We start from the raw sequence: 17,497 nt of genomic DNA, 5'->3' as shown, positions 1-17,497 counted from the left end.
ATGAATAAGTCTGAACTTATTAGTGCAATGGCTGCTGAAGCTCAAATGAGTAAAGCCGATGCGAAGAAAGCTCTTGATGCTTTCATTTCTTCAGTTACTAACGCTATGAAAGCTGGTGATAAGGTAGCTTTGGTTGGTTTTGGAACGTTCTCTGTAAGTGAAAGAGCAGCAAGAACCGGTATTAATCCTTCTACAAAGGCAGCTATTACTATTCCTGCTAAGAAAGTAGCTAAATTTAAAGCTGGTGCTGAATTGTCTGCAGCTGTTGAATAAACATATAGTTGAAAGAAATTAGAAGAGGGAGGCGCGTGCGTCTCCTTTTTTTGTATCTTTGCGCGCAAGAAACAACTTGATTATGAAGATAGAAGATAAACTTGTAGCGTCCGTCATCAACGGACTAAAAGCACTTTACGGTCAGGAAGTCCCTGAGAAGATGGTGCAGTTGCAAAAAACGAAGAAAGAATTTGAAGGACATTTGACACTGGTCGTGTTCCCTTTTCTGAAAATGTCAAGAAAAGGACCGGAACAGACAGCGCAGGAAATTGGCGAATATCTGAAGGCGAACGAACCGGCTGTAGCTGCTTTCAATGTGATAAAAGGCTTTTTGAATCTGACTATTGCATCGGCTACCTGGATTGAGTTACTGAATGAGATTCAGTCGGATGAAGAGTACGGCCTGGTGAAAGCTACCGAAACTTCTCCGTTGGTGATGATTGAGTATTCTTCACCGAATACCAACAAGCCGCTTCACTTGGGGCATGTGCGCAACAATCTTTTGGGAAATGCGCTGGCTAACATTGTGGCTGCAAACGGAAACAAAGTAGTAAAGACAAATATAGTAAACGACCGTGGTATCCATATCTGCAAATCCATGCTGGCATGGAAGAAATACGGAAACGGCGAAACTCCTGAAAGCACCGGCAAGAAAGGTGATCATCTGGTAGGCGACTACTATGTGTCTTTCGACAAGCATTATAAAGCGGAACTTGCCGAACTGATGGAAAAAGGCAAGTCGAAAGAGGAAGCGGAAGCTGCTTCTCCGTTGATGCAGGAAGCCCGCGAGATGCTGGTGAAATGGGAAGCCGGCGATCCGGAAGTACGTGCCCTGTGGGAAATGATGAACAACTGGGTGTATGCCGGATTTGATGAGACTTACCGGAAAATGGGTGTCAGCTTCGATAAGATATATTATGAATCCAATACTTATCTCGAAGGAAAAGAGAAAGTAATGGAGGGACTGGAAAAAGGCTTTTTCTTCAAAAAAGAAGACGGCTCTGTCTGGGCTGACCTGACTACCGAGGGGCTGGATCATAAACTGCTTCTTCGCGGCGACGGAACCTCTGTTTATATGACGCAGGATATCGGTACTGCCAAACTTCGTTTCGCTGATTATCCGATTGATAAAATGATTTATGTCGTTGGTAACGAACAGAATTATCACTTCCAGGTACTTTCTATCCTGTTGGATAAGCTCGGTTTTGAATGGGGTAAAGGTCTTGTACATTTCTCTTATGGTATGGTAGAATTGCCGGAAGGTAAGATGAAATCCCGTGAAGGAACCGTTGTTGATGCTGATGACCTGATGGAAGAGATGGTATCGACTGCCAAAGAAACTTCGCAGGAACTCGGAAAACTGGATGGTTTGACGCAGGAAGAAGCGGATGATATTGCCCGTATTGTCGGTCTGGGTGCTTTGAAGTACTTTATTCTCAAAGTAGATGCCCGTAAGAATATGACTTTCAATCCGAAAGAGTCTATTGACTTCAATGGTAATACAGGACCGTTCATTCAATATACATATGCCCGTATTCAGTCTGTGCTTCGTAAAGCGGCTGAATCTGGAATTGTGATACCTGAACAGATTCCTGCTGGTATCGAGCTGAGCGAGAAGGAAGAAGGACTGATTCAGATGGTTGCTGACTTTGCGGCAGTTGTAAAACAGGCCGGAGAAGACTACAGTCCGTCTATTATCGCGAATTATACCTATGATTTGGTGAAAGAATATAATCAGTTCTACCATGATTTCAGTATTCTGCGTGAAGAGAATGAGGCGGTAAAAGTATTCCGTATTGCTCTGTCTGCCAATGTGGCAAAAGTGGTTCGCTTAGGAATGAGCTTGTTGGGCATTGAGGTACCTTCCAGAATGTAATACCTGCCCTGAACAAAATATATTTATGTGTTCCGGAAAGGGACTGGATGTTGTTGAATAGAAAAAGACTGTCCGAAAAGGAATTGTACACTATCTTTAAGAAAGACTTTGGGTAAAGTTAATGATAGGGATTACATACTTTTCAGACAGTCTTTTTTATTATTGGGTAATTACTTTCGAATTATCAGGGTCTTTCCACCAATATGGATTGGAAGCGCCGAAGCTGGATGCCCAGTCACCAAATTTAGGATACGCTTCCAAAATGCTTGTCGTTTCTACTGGTACAAGGAAATCGGTACCACGTTTAGTTCCTACACTGATACCGCTAATCTGCAGTCCCGTTGGCATATTCTCATTATTTACATAATATAATCCCTCATCAGGCCTGGATACATCACTACCTGTGCCGAAATAAGAGAAATTCATTTTACTTGTTGGAGGGAATTTCACAATATGTGCTTCTTTATCACGTCCTGTATTGGCAGAAATGATGATAAAGGGGTTCATATTAAATTTGCTGTATGTTTGTTCCCAAAATTTGTTATTAAAGAAAGGAGTAAATGCCGTTTCTGTAAATCTTTCTTGGGCGACGTCTATCGTTACAGTAAACGTTTTGTTTATAGCTGCTTTTTGATTGTCAAAAAGGATAATAGTGGGATAATTTTGACCAGGTTCCCGGTCTTGCCCTTCCATGAATTGTGAGACGATTCCGCCGGATTCTACGGTTATTTTCTTTATATCACTATTTGCTATACCTGTGAGCTGGTAACCAAAACCGTTTTGCCAGTTTGCGCCATCATGTTTAGGCACAAATGTATCTATAACTTTTACGACTTTACTTGTGAGAACACTCTTATAAATTTCGCGCTTATATTCGACAATCATATCATTCATGTCATAATCTCCTTTGGATGGCCAAAAATCTTCAAATGATAATACACCTTTAAAGGAGTTATAAATCTCTTTGTCATTAATGGATTTGTCTGGGAGTTCTTCTACACCACCAGTCTCAATGGCTGATCCATCTGAGAAATCAAGATAGAATACGGCATCGCCAAAGTTTCCTTTTCTGGTATTATCTCCTATCGGTTCAAAGTTGGTTGCATCCTCCATACCAAATGCAACGACTTCTCCTGATTTGTTCTTTAGGGCAATGGTACGGTGTTCTTTGCTCTTATTCAGATCACGAATAGAATAGAAAGTACGTTTATTATTCATAATCTCCTTTGTGCCTTGGTTGTAGGAAGACTCAATAAGAAACCATGCTATGCTTACTCCCGCAGGGAACTCGTTCACGAACTTTGTGCCATCCCAATATTTCAGTTTTACTCTGTCGCCGGTATACATACTACCTGCTGTACTGCTGGAATTACACACGGCAGTCGATATGCGCGGATAGGCAATGATCGGTGTAACTTGACTTATATCAGTCGGCTTTTGATCGGTAGGGTAGGTGAAATAACCGACTGTATTTTGCTTGGTACCTGTACTGCTGAGCATAACCAGTCCTATTTCTGTTGGTTTCTTAACATTGATTTCTATATTTACATTATCACCTATATATTCAGGATAATAATCTTCCATCGCTGCACTTCCACCCGGCTTAATAAAAACTTCACGGATATTATACATGAGCTGCCCATCTATTTCCGTTGGAGTAGAAGAAAGATAAGTAGGACATCCTATCTCATTCCATTCACCTAAAACCTGGAAACCTTCCGGATATTTGTAGCCGCTATTGGTAACCCCTCTACTCGTACCCTTCGCATTTCTCTTACTTTGTATAAAAGCTTTCTGATCAAAAGATATTTTTCCGTTTGTAATTTGTAGCTGAATCGGGCTGACAGTTCCAAGATAGTTTGAATAAAGGTAAAGTTCTGTAAGATAAGACGGAATAGATATGAAATCATTAAAGATTCCTTTTTTATCCGTAGCCCCGCGATAGACAGGCTCTTCTTTTGTCTTGATAATGTTTCCATCCTTATCTTCCGATAGCGGATTTTCGGCATATAACTCAAAAACAACCTGATAATTTAAACCATAGTTTAAATCAACTGTGCAACTGGAGGATGTTGTAAAGCCAAAATATTCATCTGCAGTTTTTTCTTCTGGAGCCTGATATAAGTCCTTTTCCATACAACCGGCTAACGAGAGTGCGCATAGTACCCCCATTGAGAGAGATTTGAAATTGTTTGTTTGCATAACTGTGTTCTGATAATTTGATTGTGACCCGCAAATGTATGCATTTAATATATCAAAACAAAGAGTTTGGAAATAAATCGTTTAAAAAGAAATATATAGCATGGTAAATACAACAAAAGTCCGGTAACCAGTTGATATAGGTTACCGGACTTTGATGTCTCATTGGATGCAAATATTATTTCTTTTTTGCGGTTCGTTTACCTTTGGCAGAAGTGCCAGGACCTTTCTCATCTTGTATTTTGATTAGATCGAAGCAACTCTTCAAACTCAGATCTTGAGGAACAATGTCTTTAGGGATCTTGTAATTATTGCCTTTGTATGCAATGTAAGGTCCGTACCGACCATTCAGAATCTCCAGTTCCGGTTCTTCATCAAACTTTTTGATATGGCGTTCTGCTTCTTTCGTCCGTTTTTCCAGAATCAGCTGCTCTGCTTCTTCCAGAGTAACTTTCATCGGATCAAGTGTTTTCGGCAGTGATACATATACCTTGTTATGCTGGATGTAAGGACCAAAGCGACCTATACCTACAGTGACAGTCTTTCCTTCATACTCACCTAAAGTACGCGGTAGCTTGAACAGTTCCAGCGCTTCCTCCAGGGTAATGGTCTCCATGGACTGCCCTTTCTTCATCTGGGCAAAGCGAGGCTTCTCTTCATCATCTGCGGCACCGATCTGTACTACAGGGCCGAAACGACCGATTTTTACAGATACAGGCTTGCCTGTTTCCGGTTCTTCTCCCAGCATACGTTCACCGACTTTATGTTCTGTCTTTATGGATAATGTCTTTTCTACTGCCGGATGGAACTGATCATAGAAAGTCTTCATGATCGAAGTCCATTTTACTTCTCCTTCCGCTATTTCGTCAAATTCCTTTTCTACACTGGCGGTAAAGTTGTAATCCAGAATATCCGGGAAGTATTCGGTAAGGAAGTCATTCACTACAGTTCCTGTATCTGTAGGAAAGAGTTTCGACTTTTCTGCTCCCGTCACTTCATTGTGACTTTCATCTTTAATCTGATTGTCTTTCAGTGTCAGCACATTAAATGTACGTTCTTCACCGTCTTTATTTCCTTTTTCCACATATTCGCGTTGCTGGATAGTAGAAATCGTAGGAGCGTATGTGGACGGACGACCGATACCCAGCTCTTCCAGTTTGCGTACAAGGCTTGCTTCCGTATAGCGTGGCGGACGTTGAGTGAAACGTTCAGTGGCAACGATAGGTCCATATTCCAGTTTCTGGCCTTTCTTTAAAGGAGGCAACAGACGGCTCTCATCTTCCTGTTCATTCTCATCGTCATAAGACTCACGGTATACACGCAGGAAACCATCGAACTTGATAACTTCGCCGATGGCAGTGAATGCATCACCGCTTTTGCTTATAGAGATGGTAGCAGTAGTCTTTTCCAGTTCCGCATCCGCCATTTGTGATGCGATGGTGCGCTTCCAGATCAGATCATACAGTTTCTTTTCCTGTGCTGTGCCTTCTATGGATTGATTTTCCATGTAAGTCGGACGAATGGCTTCGTGCGCTTCCTGTGCTCCCTTCGTCTTTGTTTCGAAGTGGCGCGGATGTACATAGCGTTCGCCCATCATCTGTATGATAGCGTCTTTGCTGCTGGCTGTTGCATATTCCGACAGGTTGACGGAGTCCGTACGCATATAAGTGATAAATCCGGATTCGTACAAACGTTGTGCGATCATCATCGTTTGTGCTACGGTATATCCCAGTTTGCGTGCCGCTTCCTGTTGCAGGGTGGAAGTTGTGAATGGAGCCGGCGGTGTTTTCTTTACCGGACGGGTGGTTATATCTTCAATCGTAAAAGTCGCTCCCTTACATGCGTCAAGGAATGCTTTTGCTTCTTCTTTCGTCTTGATACGGCGTGACAGTTCCGCTTTCATTTCTACCAGCTTGCCGTCTGTATCGGGAACCAGGAATATGGCAATAACCCGGTAAGCGGCTTCTGATTTGAACGCATGAATTTCGCGTTCACGTTCTACAATCAGGCGGACAGCTACCGACTGTACGCGTCCTGCCGACAGAGATGGTTTAACTTTTCTCCAAAGTACAGGAGACAATTCAAAACCTACAATTCTATCCAGGATTCGTCGTGCCTGCTGTGCATTTACGAGGTTGAGGTCGATATTGCGTGGTTGCTCGATTGCTTTTAAAATAGCACCTTTGGTAATTTCGTGAAATACGATTCGCTTTGTGTTTTCCGGTTTTAGTTTTAATACTTCATACAGATGCCAGGCAATAGCTTCTCCCTCGCGGTCCTCATCGGATGCGAGCCATACGGTTTCTGCCTCTTTAGCTTCTGCTTTCAGCGTGCTGACCAAAGCCTTTTTGTCTGCCGGAATTTCATAATCGGGTTTAAAATTCTTATCTACGTCGATACTGAATTCTTTCTTCTTCAGATCACGTATATGTCCGTAACTAGAAAGGACTTTGAAATCTTTCCCGAGAAATTTTTCAATCGTTTTTGCTTTTGCCGGAGACTCGACAATGACAAGGTTTTTTTGCATAATTCTTTCTTTTATAATGGCTTGTACCATAATATTTCGGGGCAAAAGTAAAAAAAAAGATTCGCCCTACCTTATAATATAAGGAGAAACTAATATTTTTTTGGAAAAAAATAGGTTTTGAGTAAATCTGCATTTCTTTTGTATGTGCAAGTATTATTAAAGAAATGTTCTATAATTAAGGGGAAATTAATATAAAACAGTTTTATTTAAATAGAATTTCCTATATTTACACCTTTGTACAGTATTATGTGGCTATTTATGAGAAAGATTCTATTTAAAATATATCTATTGTTTTTCTTTGTAGGTATTGCACAACCTATATTGAGCCAGTCTCCTTATTATTATTACAAACAACTCGGAATAAAGGAAGGACTCTCACAGTCGAAAGTACAATGTGTTCTGAATGATCATCGGGGGTATCTTTGGATTGGTACGGAATCCGGTTTGAATTGTTATGACCGTGACCATCTGAAGCAATATCTGCATCGGCCGGGAGATGAAAGAACGCTCCCTTCCAACAATATCACTTTTATCGCCGAGGACTCTTTATGCAATCTATGGGTAGCTACGATGAATGGCATTTGCCTTTACGACAGAGGGAGTGATAGTTTCAGAACTTTATCGAATAATGGTAAACCGATCTATGTTGCTTCCTATTTATTGGTTGAAGGAGGAATCTTACTGGGAGGATCAGGAGCTATATACAAATATGTCTATGCCACTAATAAGCTGGAACCTTTGTATTATGCGCAAGACCCTGTTTATTACAATCCCTTTTGGCAGATGATACGTTATGATGAAGAGAATATCCTGCTCAATTCACGTTGGCACGGCATATATTCCTTCAATATGAAGACGTATGAAGTGAAGAAAATAGAGTCGTTTACAGAAAATAACTATACCAGTATCTATCTGGACTCCTACAAGCGTCTGTGGGTAAGTGTTTATGGTAACGGACTGTATTGCTATCAGGGAGACCAGTTGATAAAACACTTTACGGCGTCAAATTCTCCTTTGACGTATGATGTCATTCATGATATCATGGAGAGAGATAATCAGCTTTGGGTAGCCACTGATGGTGGTGGAATCAATATAATCTCTTTAGATGATTTCTCATTTACTAATATTCAACAAAAACAGGATGATGTTCATTCCTTTCCAGCCAATACTATATACCGCCTCTATCTGGACCCGGCCAATAATATGTGGGCAGGCAGTATCAGAAGAGGGTTGATTGGTATAAAGAATGTGTATGCCTGTTCTTATCAGAACGTTCCTTTTGGCAATCTGTACGGATTAAGCAACCAGACTATTAATAGTTTCTTTCAGGATAGTGACGGAATAGTCTGGGTGGGGACCGATGGGGGAGGTATCAACCGGTTTGATCCGGTATCGGGTACCTTCAAACATTATCCTGCCACCAAATATGAGAAAGTTGTTTCCATTGTGGAATATACTCCTGACGAACTGTTGTTCTTCTCCTTTAATAAAGGACTCTTTATCTTTCATAAGCAAACGGGGCAGATACGTCCCTTTGTGCTGATTGACAAGGAAATGAATGATCAGACCTGTATCAATGGTTTTTCTGTCAATATCCAGCGGATAACGAAGACTAAAATTCTTTTCAGTGCCCAGCATATTTTTATATATGATATGGTCACCCGTAAGTTTGATATAGTGGCTACTATGGGAGAAGAGTACGAGCGTCATTCTCCACTGATAATAGCTACGAAAGGTGCAAAGACATACCTTTCCGATCTGAAGAATATTTGTGAGTATGATTCTTCGGAAGGGACTTTCCGGACGATTTATCAAGGACAATACACTATCAATGACGCCTCTATGGATCAGGATGGTATTTTTTGGCTGGCTTCTACCGAAGGTTTGGTACGTTATGATCCACGGACAGGGAAGAGTGAACTGATAAATACAAGCCTGTTTCAGGATGTAGCTTCTGTTGTTGCCGATAATCAATATCGAATCTGGATAGGAACGAGACGTCATTTATTTGTTTATTCTTCCCGTACCCATAATTTTACTACCTTGGAGGAGGTAGATGGAGTCTTGCCTAACGAATACATCTTTCATGCTACTCTTCTGGCCAAAAACGGAGATGTTTTTGTCGGTGGAACTACAGGCATGACGGTGATAAACTCTGCCGTTCATTTTGATACAGATGAGGATTATACGGTCGAACTGCTGGATGTATTATTAAACGGTCTGCCTGTCTCGTTATCCGAAGAGCCGCAGGAAGCGGCTGAAACAATTCAGATTCCCTGGAACTTTTCTTCCCTGCAACTGAAAGTTCTGCTGAATGAAAGCGATGTGTTCCGCAAGAATTTCTTTCGTTTCAATATAGAGGGGCTCGATCAGGAATTGGCGAGTTCCAATTCAAACTCTTTGGTTATCAATTATCTGCCGATAGGGGAGTATACGATTACCGCTTCTTATTATACCCGTGACGGAGGGTGGAGTATGAAACAACCCATTCTGCATGTTGTGGTTACTCCGCCTTGGTGGAAGACCGGTTGGTTCTATGTGGGATTATATATATTGTTGGGAGCAGTGGCTTATAGCATTGTCTACTACTTCTATCGCAAGAAGAAAGCCAAACAGAAGCGGGAGATTATGCGTCTGAAAAATAAGATGTATGAAGAAAAGATTAATTTCCTGACGAACATCAGTCATGAACTTCGCACTCCTCTTACACTGATTTGTGCACCATTGAAGCGTATTATCAATAAGGAGTCGGACAAGCAGGATGTGGAAAAGTTGTTGGTCCCGATCTATAAGCAGGCATACCAGATGAAGAGTATCATCGATATGGTACTCGATGTAAGGAAACTGGAAGAAGGAAAAGATATGCTGCATATATTGCCGCATCCTTTGAATGAGTGGGTGTGCTCTGTGGGAGATAAGTTCATCAATGAGTTTCATGTGAAAGGTATCAGACTCGAATATGAGTTGGACGAACAGATAAAAGAGGTACCATTCGATCAGAATAAGTGCGAGTTCGTTCTTTCCAACTTCCTGATGAATGCGTTGAAGTTTAGCGAATCGGGTACCACTACTACACTGATTACCACCTTGTCACAAGAGAAAGACTGGGTTCGGATCTCTGTCAGGGATGAAGGGATGGGACTGAATATGGTAGACACAGACTCTCTTTTCTCCAGTTTCTATCAGGGGGGACATGAAAAAGGAGGAAGCGGCATCGGATTATCCTATGCGAAGAGTCTCATCACACACCATAAAGGAAGAGTGGGCGCTTCGAATGCAGCGGGAAAAGGGGCAATCTTTTATTTTGAACTACCCTTATTCACGGATACTTGCGGACAGCTGGAACCGGCTTCTGTGGAAGCAGCTACAGGCGTGGAAGTGAATGAACCGGATAGAATCGATTATACCTTCCTGAAAAAATATTCAGTGATGGTGGTCGAAGATACTCCCGAACTGCGAAGTTATCTGAAAGAAACGCTGAGTAATTATTTTGCCCGTGTATATGTTGCCAAGGATGGGAAAGAGGGATTAGAACAGATCAAAGACCGATTGCCGGATATTATCATCAGTGATGTCATGATGCCCCGGATGAATGGGTTTGAACTTTGCCGGGAAGTGAAGACTAATCTGGATATCAGCCATATTCCTTTTGTCTTATTGACCGCCTATCATAATTCTCAGAATATGTATACCGGTTATAAGACTGGAGCGGACGCCTTTTTGCCGAAACCTTTCGAAATAGACGGATTGCTGGCATTGATTCATAATCAGTTGAGGCAGCGCGAACAGATACGGGCAAGATATAAAGATGATAAGCTCTTGACGCATAAGGAAGTGAGCTTTAGTAATGCGGATGAGACTTTCCTGCTGAAATTGAATACATTGATTGCGGATAATATGAGTAATCCGGATCTGGATGTTGCATTCCTTGCTACTAATATGTGCATCAGCCGTTCGTTGTTATTCAATAAAGTGAAGGCCATCACGGGTATGGGGATTGTAGACTATGTGAATAAGCAGCGCATTGAGCAGTCAATCGTGTTACTTACTACTACTACCATGAACATTACTGAAATCTCCGAAGTGGTCGGCTTCTCTTCTTTGCGTTATTTCAGTAAGGTTTTCAAGTCTATTAAAGGAGAGATTCCTTCCGCTTATAGGAAGCAGGATAAGTAAATCGCATTGATAACTTGGACTTAGGAACATATACTAGAAATAAAAAAATAAATATTAGTCTCATACTCTCATTCTATATGAGGTAAATAGCATATAATCAGTGTGATATACAATGAGAGATACTTCTTCTATAAGGTATCTCTCATTGTTTTCTACGCAAAATGCCTTCAATTTAGCTTATCTCTCCTCCTTTTTTGCTCATCTCTCATTCCCTTTCCTTGCGTAAGTAGGTAAAACTGTCTACCTTTTGAGGGTTAATATCTCATATGTCAGTTTCAAATAACAGGTACTTTGTAGCTCGGATACCTTATATCTTTGCCATATCAAGCCTATATACTTATGTTTTCTTACCGACATCTTCATCGTTCCACCCGGGTGAAACGATCTTGCCACTAGAGTGGAGAAATCTGTTCACTCTAGTGATGAGATCAGATCACTCGAGTGGAACGATGAAGATCTCCTATTAAAAATCTGATAACAATAGGTGAAAAGCACAACAGGATAGGGTCTTCTGCATAAGAGAAAGCGATATATCTCGTCTATTCCATCATTTCTCTGCCTACAACGTTTATGAGCTTTAAGTCATAGTTATCATTGTGGGCATCTTGAAATAATTGCCAGATCATCACGCCGGCATAGTCGTTTTCTTTGATGAACTTACATTTGTTGGCTATAGTAGGGCGGCCGTTATAATAAGTCTTGCCTATATTATCCTTGTCCGCTGCTTCATTTCCAAGATGTTTGAGTATGCCGCTATAGCGGATTCCACGAACGTCATCCACTGCGCCTTGCAGACTTTCCTCCCAGGAATATCCATAAAAAGGAAGTCCTCCCACTATTTTACTTTTGGCTGCACGGCATTGTTCATTCCAGTATTTGAGGTCTTTCACAAAGTCATCGTATGAAGCATGCTGGACCGGTTTGTCGGTAAATGCTCCCCGGTCATAACTCATCAGGTTGATATAGTCGAAGTATTGCTCCCATTCGGTTCCGTAATTAAGCCAGCGGCTGTTGACGGCACAGGTCATCAGCATATTTTTCTCTTTTGCCAGGTATAAACCTCTGGCAAAAACCAATAATGAGGGGAAATTCTTATCCCAGTTGTCATATTCCTCATAATCGATGTCGAAGCCGTCCAGTTTATATTCTTTAGTGAATGCAATAATCTGCTGTATCAGTTCTTTTCTGGCTTTCGGATCATTGATGGCGGTAGTGAATTCTCCCGGACTGTTCTTTGCCAAAGATATCAGAATCTTGACATTATGCTTGTGAGCCGTTTCACGTACACTTTCAATTCTCTTCCGGACAGGTTCGATGTTGAGTGTGCCGTCTGCTTTTACTCTTGCAAAGCTGGCATTGATATGCGTCAGATATTTCCATTCTATCGTAGGAAATAAATTTTCAAACTCCCAGTCGTCAAGCGCAAGGTAGCCGATAACTACTTTCTGGGTGACTTCCGGTTGGGGCTGAGGCTGCGGTTGAGGCACATTGGGCACCTGTGGGTTGTTGGTATTAGAAGAGGGTCCGCAACTAGTGAATAAAATGCTTACAGCTGTTAATAATGCGTATAATACATGTTTCATAATGAATTGATATTAAGTGAATAATGTTTTTTTACGAGTTTATAACCAAATGACTTTTCCATCTTCATAAAGGAAGATTCTATGATGTTCTTGAGTATTTTTACTGCAGTGACTTAATTTCAATAATGCCTTTCGAGGGACATTGTTGAATATAAGATAGCTGCCATTCCCTTCTTTGCGTTCAATTGTACGCCATTCATTTTCCCAATATGATAATTCATATGTGTTCGATTTGCCAAGCCATGATCTTATATAGGGACTTATTCCTATGGCAGATAATTTGTATTCATTATTTAAATCAAAATCAATATATCCTTTGGAGGCTTCTCCGCTGAAGGCGGTATCGCTCAATCCGTCAATTAGCATTTCCGGTTTTTCATCTTCGTTGTTATGCGGCAAAGGAGACAGGATTTGAATGTCGGTGATCAGTTTGTCTGCACTATAAAATGAAAGTTCTCCTAGAGCAATGCCGGGCGATGGTAAATAAAGCCGGACAAATCGATAAGACATCGGGTCGTCTATTCTGAAAAGTTGATGTTGTATCTGTAATGTATCATTGATGGTATACAATAGTTTATCTTTTTTCCCATTTTTCATTCCCCAAAGTTTGCTTCCTTTTAATGAAGTCAGGTTCTTCCTGTTCTCGTTGAACGGCACTTGACCCGCAAAATTGCGAATTACGACTTGCCTCTTTTCTCCGTTGGCAGACAGATTTTGCAGGGTACCGTCGGATTTTAACCAGAACGGTTGTCCTGCCGGTATGCTTTTCCCTTTTGCAAAATAAGTAGGAAGGTATACAATATCTTTTCCCATTTTGTCGAATGTTACTTGTTGCCCTTTTATCTTGCCCCACTGAACAGGAATCCAGTCTTGATAGTTGTAAACTGATAAATAAGCATAACCGGGGATCGGATTAATAGAATCTGTATTCAATACCACTCGTACATCTTGAGTTTCAAAATATTCAGAAGATACATCTTTCTTCTTTTCATTCAGAAATAGAGGTGGAATATCCTCACGTGTAACTTTCTCATCGGATAATGGACCTTCCATATGATTGGAGAAAGTCTTGCGATAGACTTTGGGCAGTCTGAACTTCCCCCAAAAGCTATCGTATGATTTGTTATTATAAATACGTTTATATTTCCAACGGTCGTCATCCCAGAATGCTTCAAAAGCATAAGACTCTCCGTTTACAATGATCACGTTCCAGCTGTGCCCTCCGTTGCGATTGCCCCATACGGGAACGAAATCTACGGCGGCGGCCATTCCTACTGATGAAAGTAGCAAGGAGTTGAACCAGCATCGCTGTTCGCATGTACCGGTTTTTATCTTTTCGAATGTAGATGCAGTTAATATTGGGATGAATGGAACATAGTAGGGAGAATGAACGATATCTTTATAAAGAAACAATAAAGAGTCGGTCTCCTCCATGACGTTCTTTCCATGTGTTGCATAAAAGTCTTTATGATGGCGTTGATAATATCTATCTCTTGAATTGTCGATTACCAATCCGTTTTCTCTCCGGTATGGCAAGATGTATTCGCAAAACTCATTAAACGAACAATTTTGTGTATATACGTTCCCTTTCCATGCTTTGAATGCCAGTTCAATTTCAGAGATAATAGTTGAGGCTGTTAAGTGCTCTGCATCGTTCCTGTTTTTTGCCATCAATTCATCTGAGTATGCAAAGCAGAACACTTGCCATAAACTGTCAATTTCTTCTCCGCATTTCTTATTTATTTCATAATTGTATTTCTTTCTGACATTGTCGTATATCTTGTAAAAAGGAGCATATACAGTTTGCAAGTTGGAGTCATTGGCGTATGATCCCTGCATGTTGGAGATTAGAAACTTGGCAGCTTCTAGCTTCAACGAGTCGTTTGCGTAATGTTTTAAAACCTTTTGCAGTTCCGAACGGTTTTCTTTGGCGGATGACAACGTTTTGTCTAAAGCACTTTTTTGAGTGCAAGAAACTAGTAGAAGCATTCCGGAAATATATAAATAATTTAACCATTTCTTTTTCATTATCCTATCTTTTAAGGTCTATTTCCAATAAAATGTATACTCCTTTTCGTAGAGTTCTCTATTCCGTTTTCCATTGTCATTTCTTTTAAAGGTCCAGCTATAAATGACACAATGTAATTGTATTTTGTGTATTGAATCCAAGTCTTTTACATATCCTCCTTTTTTTAGCTCTAATAAACTGATATTACTTTTTTTAGTTTCTTTCGGGAGGAAATTAAGATATAACTCTGTTGGATGATACATACATCTGCTATAGCCTATTTTTTTATTGTTCTTATCATAAATATTAAGATCGTAAAAACTTCCTGTATCGCTACCGTCATTCGTTTGAGAATGGCGAAGAATAGCTTTCAGCTTCTTGTCATTGTTTTTTAGAGTAAATGTCAGGCATTTCTTTTGCTTGTCAAATGTTGCTTCCAGGCTCATTTGCCGTTGTTGCCCCATTATTGGTAACATTGTAATTAATAATACTGTTGTAATAATTGTTTTCATTGTATTTATATATGTGTTGATTGTCAGTATTTTAATATCTATAATAAGAGGTTATTCTAATATTGAATAGCCTCTTATTATAAAAGTGACTCTCAATGTCAATATTGAGACTACAGGTTGACTACTTAGGTGTATATAGCATCTTAGATGCATTTGTTATTTTGGCTTTTGATCCCACCAATATAAGATATAATTCATTTTTCTTCCAAGTTCAGTTGGAGTATACCAAATATTAGACTTTAACTCAGTTTCAATCTTACGATAAACAGAAACTGGAATTGTGGCTAGTGAATCAAAAGTGTGAAATATAAAGTCCACTTCGGACACCTTTCCTGTTTTTGGATCAATATACATACTTATAATTAGCTCTTCTTTTATACGTTTTTTCTCAGTAGTTGAAAATGCGCTATTTACAATATCAAAGCGTTTAGAACGCGTCCAATTATCATCTTCAAACAAGGGTACATATACGTCAGGGTGCATATAAGGTTCACCGATTGTCGTATCTATCTGAGGTGAATACGTCCACTTATTAGTTTTATTGTATAATCTAATAGTTCCTGAACCGGCTACATCACACTGATAGGTGTAACTATTTTCATTAAATGTTTTAGTACTAGTATAATAGTTTGTTTGAGCAAATGTATGTGCTATGCAAAAAAGCATACTGATTAATGTTAATATTATTTTCATTAGATGCAATTTTTAGTTATTTCTCTTAAATTCTTAAAGTTATCTAATATAGGCCTGTTTGAATCAAAAACAAACCCTCTTTGAGCTGTATATCCATTAGATTCAAAAGTCGATGCAGCTTCTTTGAGTTTTTCTTTTAATGATGTAATTGTTGCGTCACCTCTTAAAAAACCTCTTTCATCTATAAATCGATTAATATCTTTAATGGATCTACGGCGTGGATCTGTATTATCTCTTGTTTCCCATTTGCTTTTAGGATATTCTTTAAGACTTCTTAGATACAAATATTGTACAAAATGAGTCTCAATCTCGGCATTTAAAGTTGATTCATTGTAGGATGAAGTTGATTCTCTATATGATTGAAAAGCATGCATCATTTCATGTATAAGGCAATTGCTTTCCATTTGTTTACCTAATGTTATTCCAAACGAACCATCCTCGTTACGCTTGCCGAAGCCACCGTTAGTACCAGAATTGAATTCAATCGTAATTGTTTTTCCCTTTAAAATATCAACTAATCCATTATATAATCCTTTTCCCATACAATTTTGTGTAATTTTATCCAGCATCTTTTCAATCACCCTCCAATTCTCATTTATCATACTTGAGTTTCGGAAAATTGTTTTCGCTTTAGGAGCTATTGATTGTGGTTGATAACCTCCTCCACCACCTCCACCTGTGTTTTCATTGGGATCCCATTGTCCGCCAGTATTACCATCTTCTTCATAAGTGGGTACTTCGATACATACTTCCACTGTTTCCCACTTTCCCACTTTGCGGCATTCAGAACCGAATCCGAGACCATATTCTGGATCTTGATAGATAAATCCATTACATTCATTATGTTCCACATACTTCGTTTCAGTGTGGCATTCTCGTTTCAATATCGTCCCACGTGTATCTATTGTATCTTGCATGCTTGAACCTTCTTCTGTCCCCTGGCTTATTGTAGCTACAATTTTTCCATCTTTGTATTGCCAACCATTAACCAGGGCACCTTCTGGTTCATAGAAGTAAACGCTACCACTAAGATCGGGAGCCCGGTACAGGTAACTATTGTCTTCAAAATGTTTTGCTTTCATAAGATAGTCATAAGTACCTACGATATGCATCACAAAATTGATGATTTCCCCTGTTTCCAGATTCTTGATGATCACCATTCGGGAGATGTTTCGTATCTTTCCGCGCTCTTTTTCCTTATATTTTTCCATAGTTTCACGATCCATTAAAACTGCACCTCCTCTTGTCAATAGAGGGACTTCCACTACTTCAAACTTTCCTTTTCGATTTTCGTACCCTTTCTTCCAATGCAGCTTAGTCATTAACTCGAAATGGGTAACAACAGAGCGGGTAGTAACTACAGGTGTCTGACGAGCCTCGTACCAACTCCGTGCTACATCTATACTCAGCTCACGGTTTTTACCTTTAATAACTTTTCCTGTCGTTTCCTGTGAGTCCAGATCTGTTTCGTCCTGTAAGCAGGAATACAGCATCAGACCAAAGGCAAGAAGTCCGACAAGGTAACAAACAGCTCGTTTGATTTTTTTTGTTTTCATCTTTTTATATTGTTATATAGAAATAGATAATTTGAATTAAGAGGTTATTCCAATATTGAATAGCCTCTTATTATAAAAGCGGCTCTCAAAATTA

General features: G+C 39.9%; 10 protein-coding genes. 3 read left to right on the top strand and 7 right to left on the bottom strand.

Annotation, left to right across the window (positions count from 1 at the left end; genetic code table 11):
• Together NBH01_RS13485 and argS are read left to right on the top strand one after the other, a co-directional pair.
• Positions 1 to 273, top strand: coding sequence for an HU family DNA-binding protein (locus NBH01_RS13485; RefSeq protein WP_008761933.1), 273 nt, complete (start codon positions 1 to 3; stop codon positions 271 to 273).
• Between the two features lie 82 nt (positions 274 to 355).
• Positions 356 to 2,149 carry an arginine--tRNA ligase gene (gene argS, locus NBH01_RS13480; protein WP_062694263.1) on the top strand — a complete coding sequence of 598 codons (1,794 nt, stop codon included), beginning with the start codon at positions 356 to 358 and terminating at the stop codon, positions 2,147 to 2,149.
• Between the two features lie 159 nt (positions 2,150 to 2,308).
• Here argS and NBH01_RS13475 read toward each other — a convergent pair whose 3' ends face one another.
• On the bottom strand, positions 2,309 to 4,351 hold the full coding sequence (locus tag NBH01_RS13475; RefSeq protein WP_225629643.1) for an LruC domain-containing protein: 2,043 nt from the start codon (positions 4,349 to 4,351) through the stop codon (positions 2,309 to 2,311).
• Between the two features lie 175 nt (positions 4,352 to 4,526).
• Positions 4,527 to 6,875, bottom strand: coding sequence for a type I DNA topoisomerase (gene topA / locus NBH01_RS13470; protein ID WP_008765309.1), 2,349 nt, complete (start codon positions 6,873 to 6,875; stop codon positions 4,527 to 4,529).
• 258 nt (positions 6,876 to 7,133) lie between these two features.
• Here topA and NBH01_RS13465 point away from each other — a divergent pair, with 258 nt between their 5' ends.
• The gene (locus NBH01_RS13465) at positions 7,134 to 11,051 is read left to right on the top strand and encodes a hybrid sensor histidine kinase/response regulator transcription factor (protein ID WP_113748867.1); all 3,918 of its coding nucleotides are present in this window, start codon (positions 7,134 to 7,136) and stop codon (positions 11,049 to 11,051) included.
• Positions 11,052 to 11,590: 539 nt separating this feature from the next.
• On the opposite strand, the gene NBH01_RS13460 is transcribed toward NBH01_RS13465, so the two are convergent.
• The 5 genes from NBH01_RS13460 to NBH01_RS13440 form a co-directional block, all read right to left on the bottom strand.
• A complete protein-coding gene (locus NBH01_RS13460) occupies positions 11,591 to 12,634 on the bottom strand; it encodes a glycosyl hydrolase family 18 protein (RefSeq protein WP_113748079.1) in 1,044 nt (347 codons plus the stop codon).
• A 39-nt stretch (positions 12,635 to 12,673) separates the two neighbouring features.
• The gene (locus NBH01_RS13455) at positions 12,674 to 14,662 is read right to left on the bottom strand and encodes a discoidin/SUN/FTP domain-containing protein (protein WP_234141739.1); all 1,989 of its coding nucleotides are present in this window, start codon (positions 14,660 to 14,662) and stop codon (positions 12,674 to 12,676) included.
• Positions 14,663 to 14,680: 18 nt separating this feature from the next.
• Positions 14,681 to 15,154, bottom strand: a complete 474-nt coding sequence (locus tag NBH01_RS13450) for a hypothetical protein (RefSeq protein WP_147350289.1) — start codon at positions 15,152 to 15,154, stop codon at positions 14,681 to 14,683.
• A gap of 156 nt (positions 15,155 to 15,310) precedes the next feature.
• Positions 15,311 to 15,847 carry a DUF5043 domain-containing protein gene (locus NBH01_RS13445; protein WP_055218638.1) on the bottom strand — a complete coding sequence of 179 codons (537 nt, stop codon included), beginning with the start codon at positions 15,845 to 15,847 and terminating at the stop codon, positions 15,311 to 15,313.
• Positions 15,847 to 17,403: a hypothetical protein gene (locus tag NBH01_RS13440; protein WP_250700151.1), complete on the bottom strand. Its 1,557-nt coding sequence runs from the start codon at positions 17,401 to 17,403 to the stop codon at positions 15,847 to 15,849. The genes NBH01_RS13445 and NBH01_RS13440 overlap by 1 nt, the downstream gene beginning before the upstream one ends.
• Positions 17,404 to 17,497: the final 94 nt, after the last annotated feature.

This window comes from Bacteroides sp. B1-V-101 (assembly GCF_023656585.1).
GTDB lineage: Bacteria > Bacteroidota > Bacteroidia > Bacteroidales > Bacteroidaceae > Bacteroides > Bacteroides thetaiotaomicron.
The sequence above is the reverse complement of the archived record's forward strand: the minus strand, read 5'-3'. Positions and strand labels throughout refer to the sequence as shown.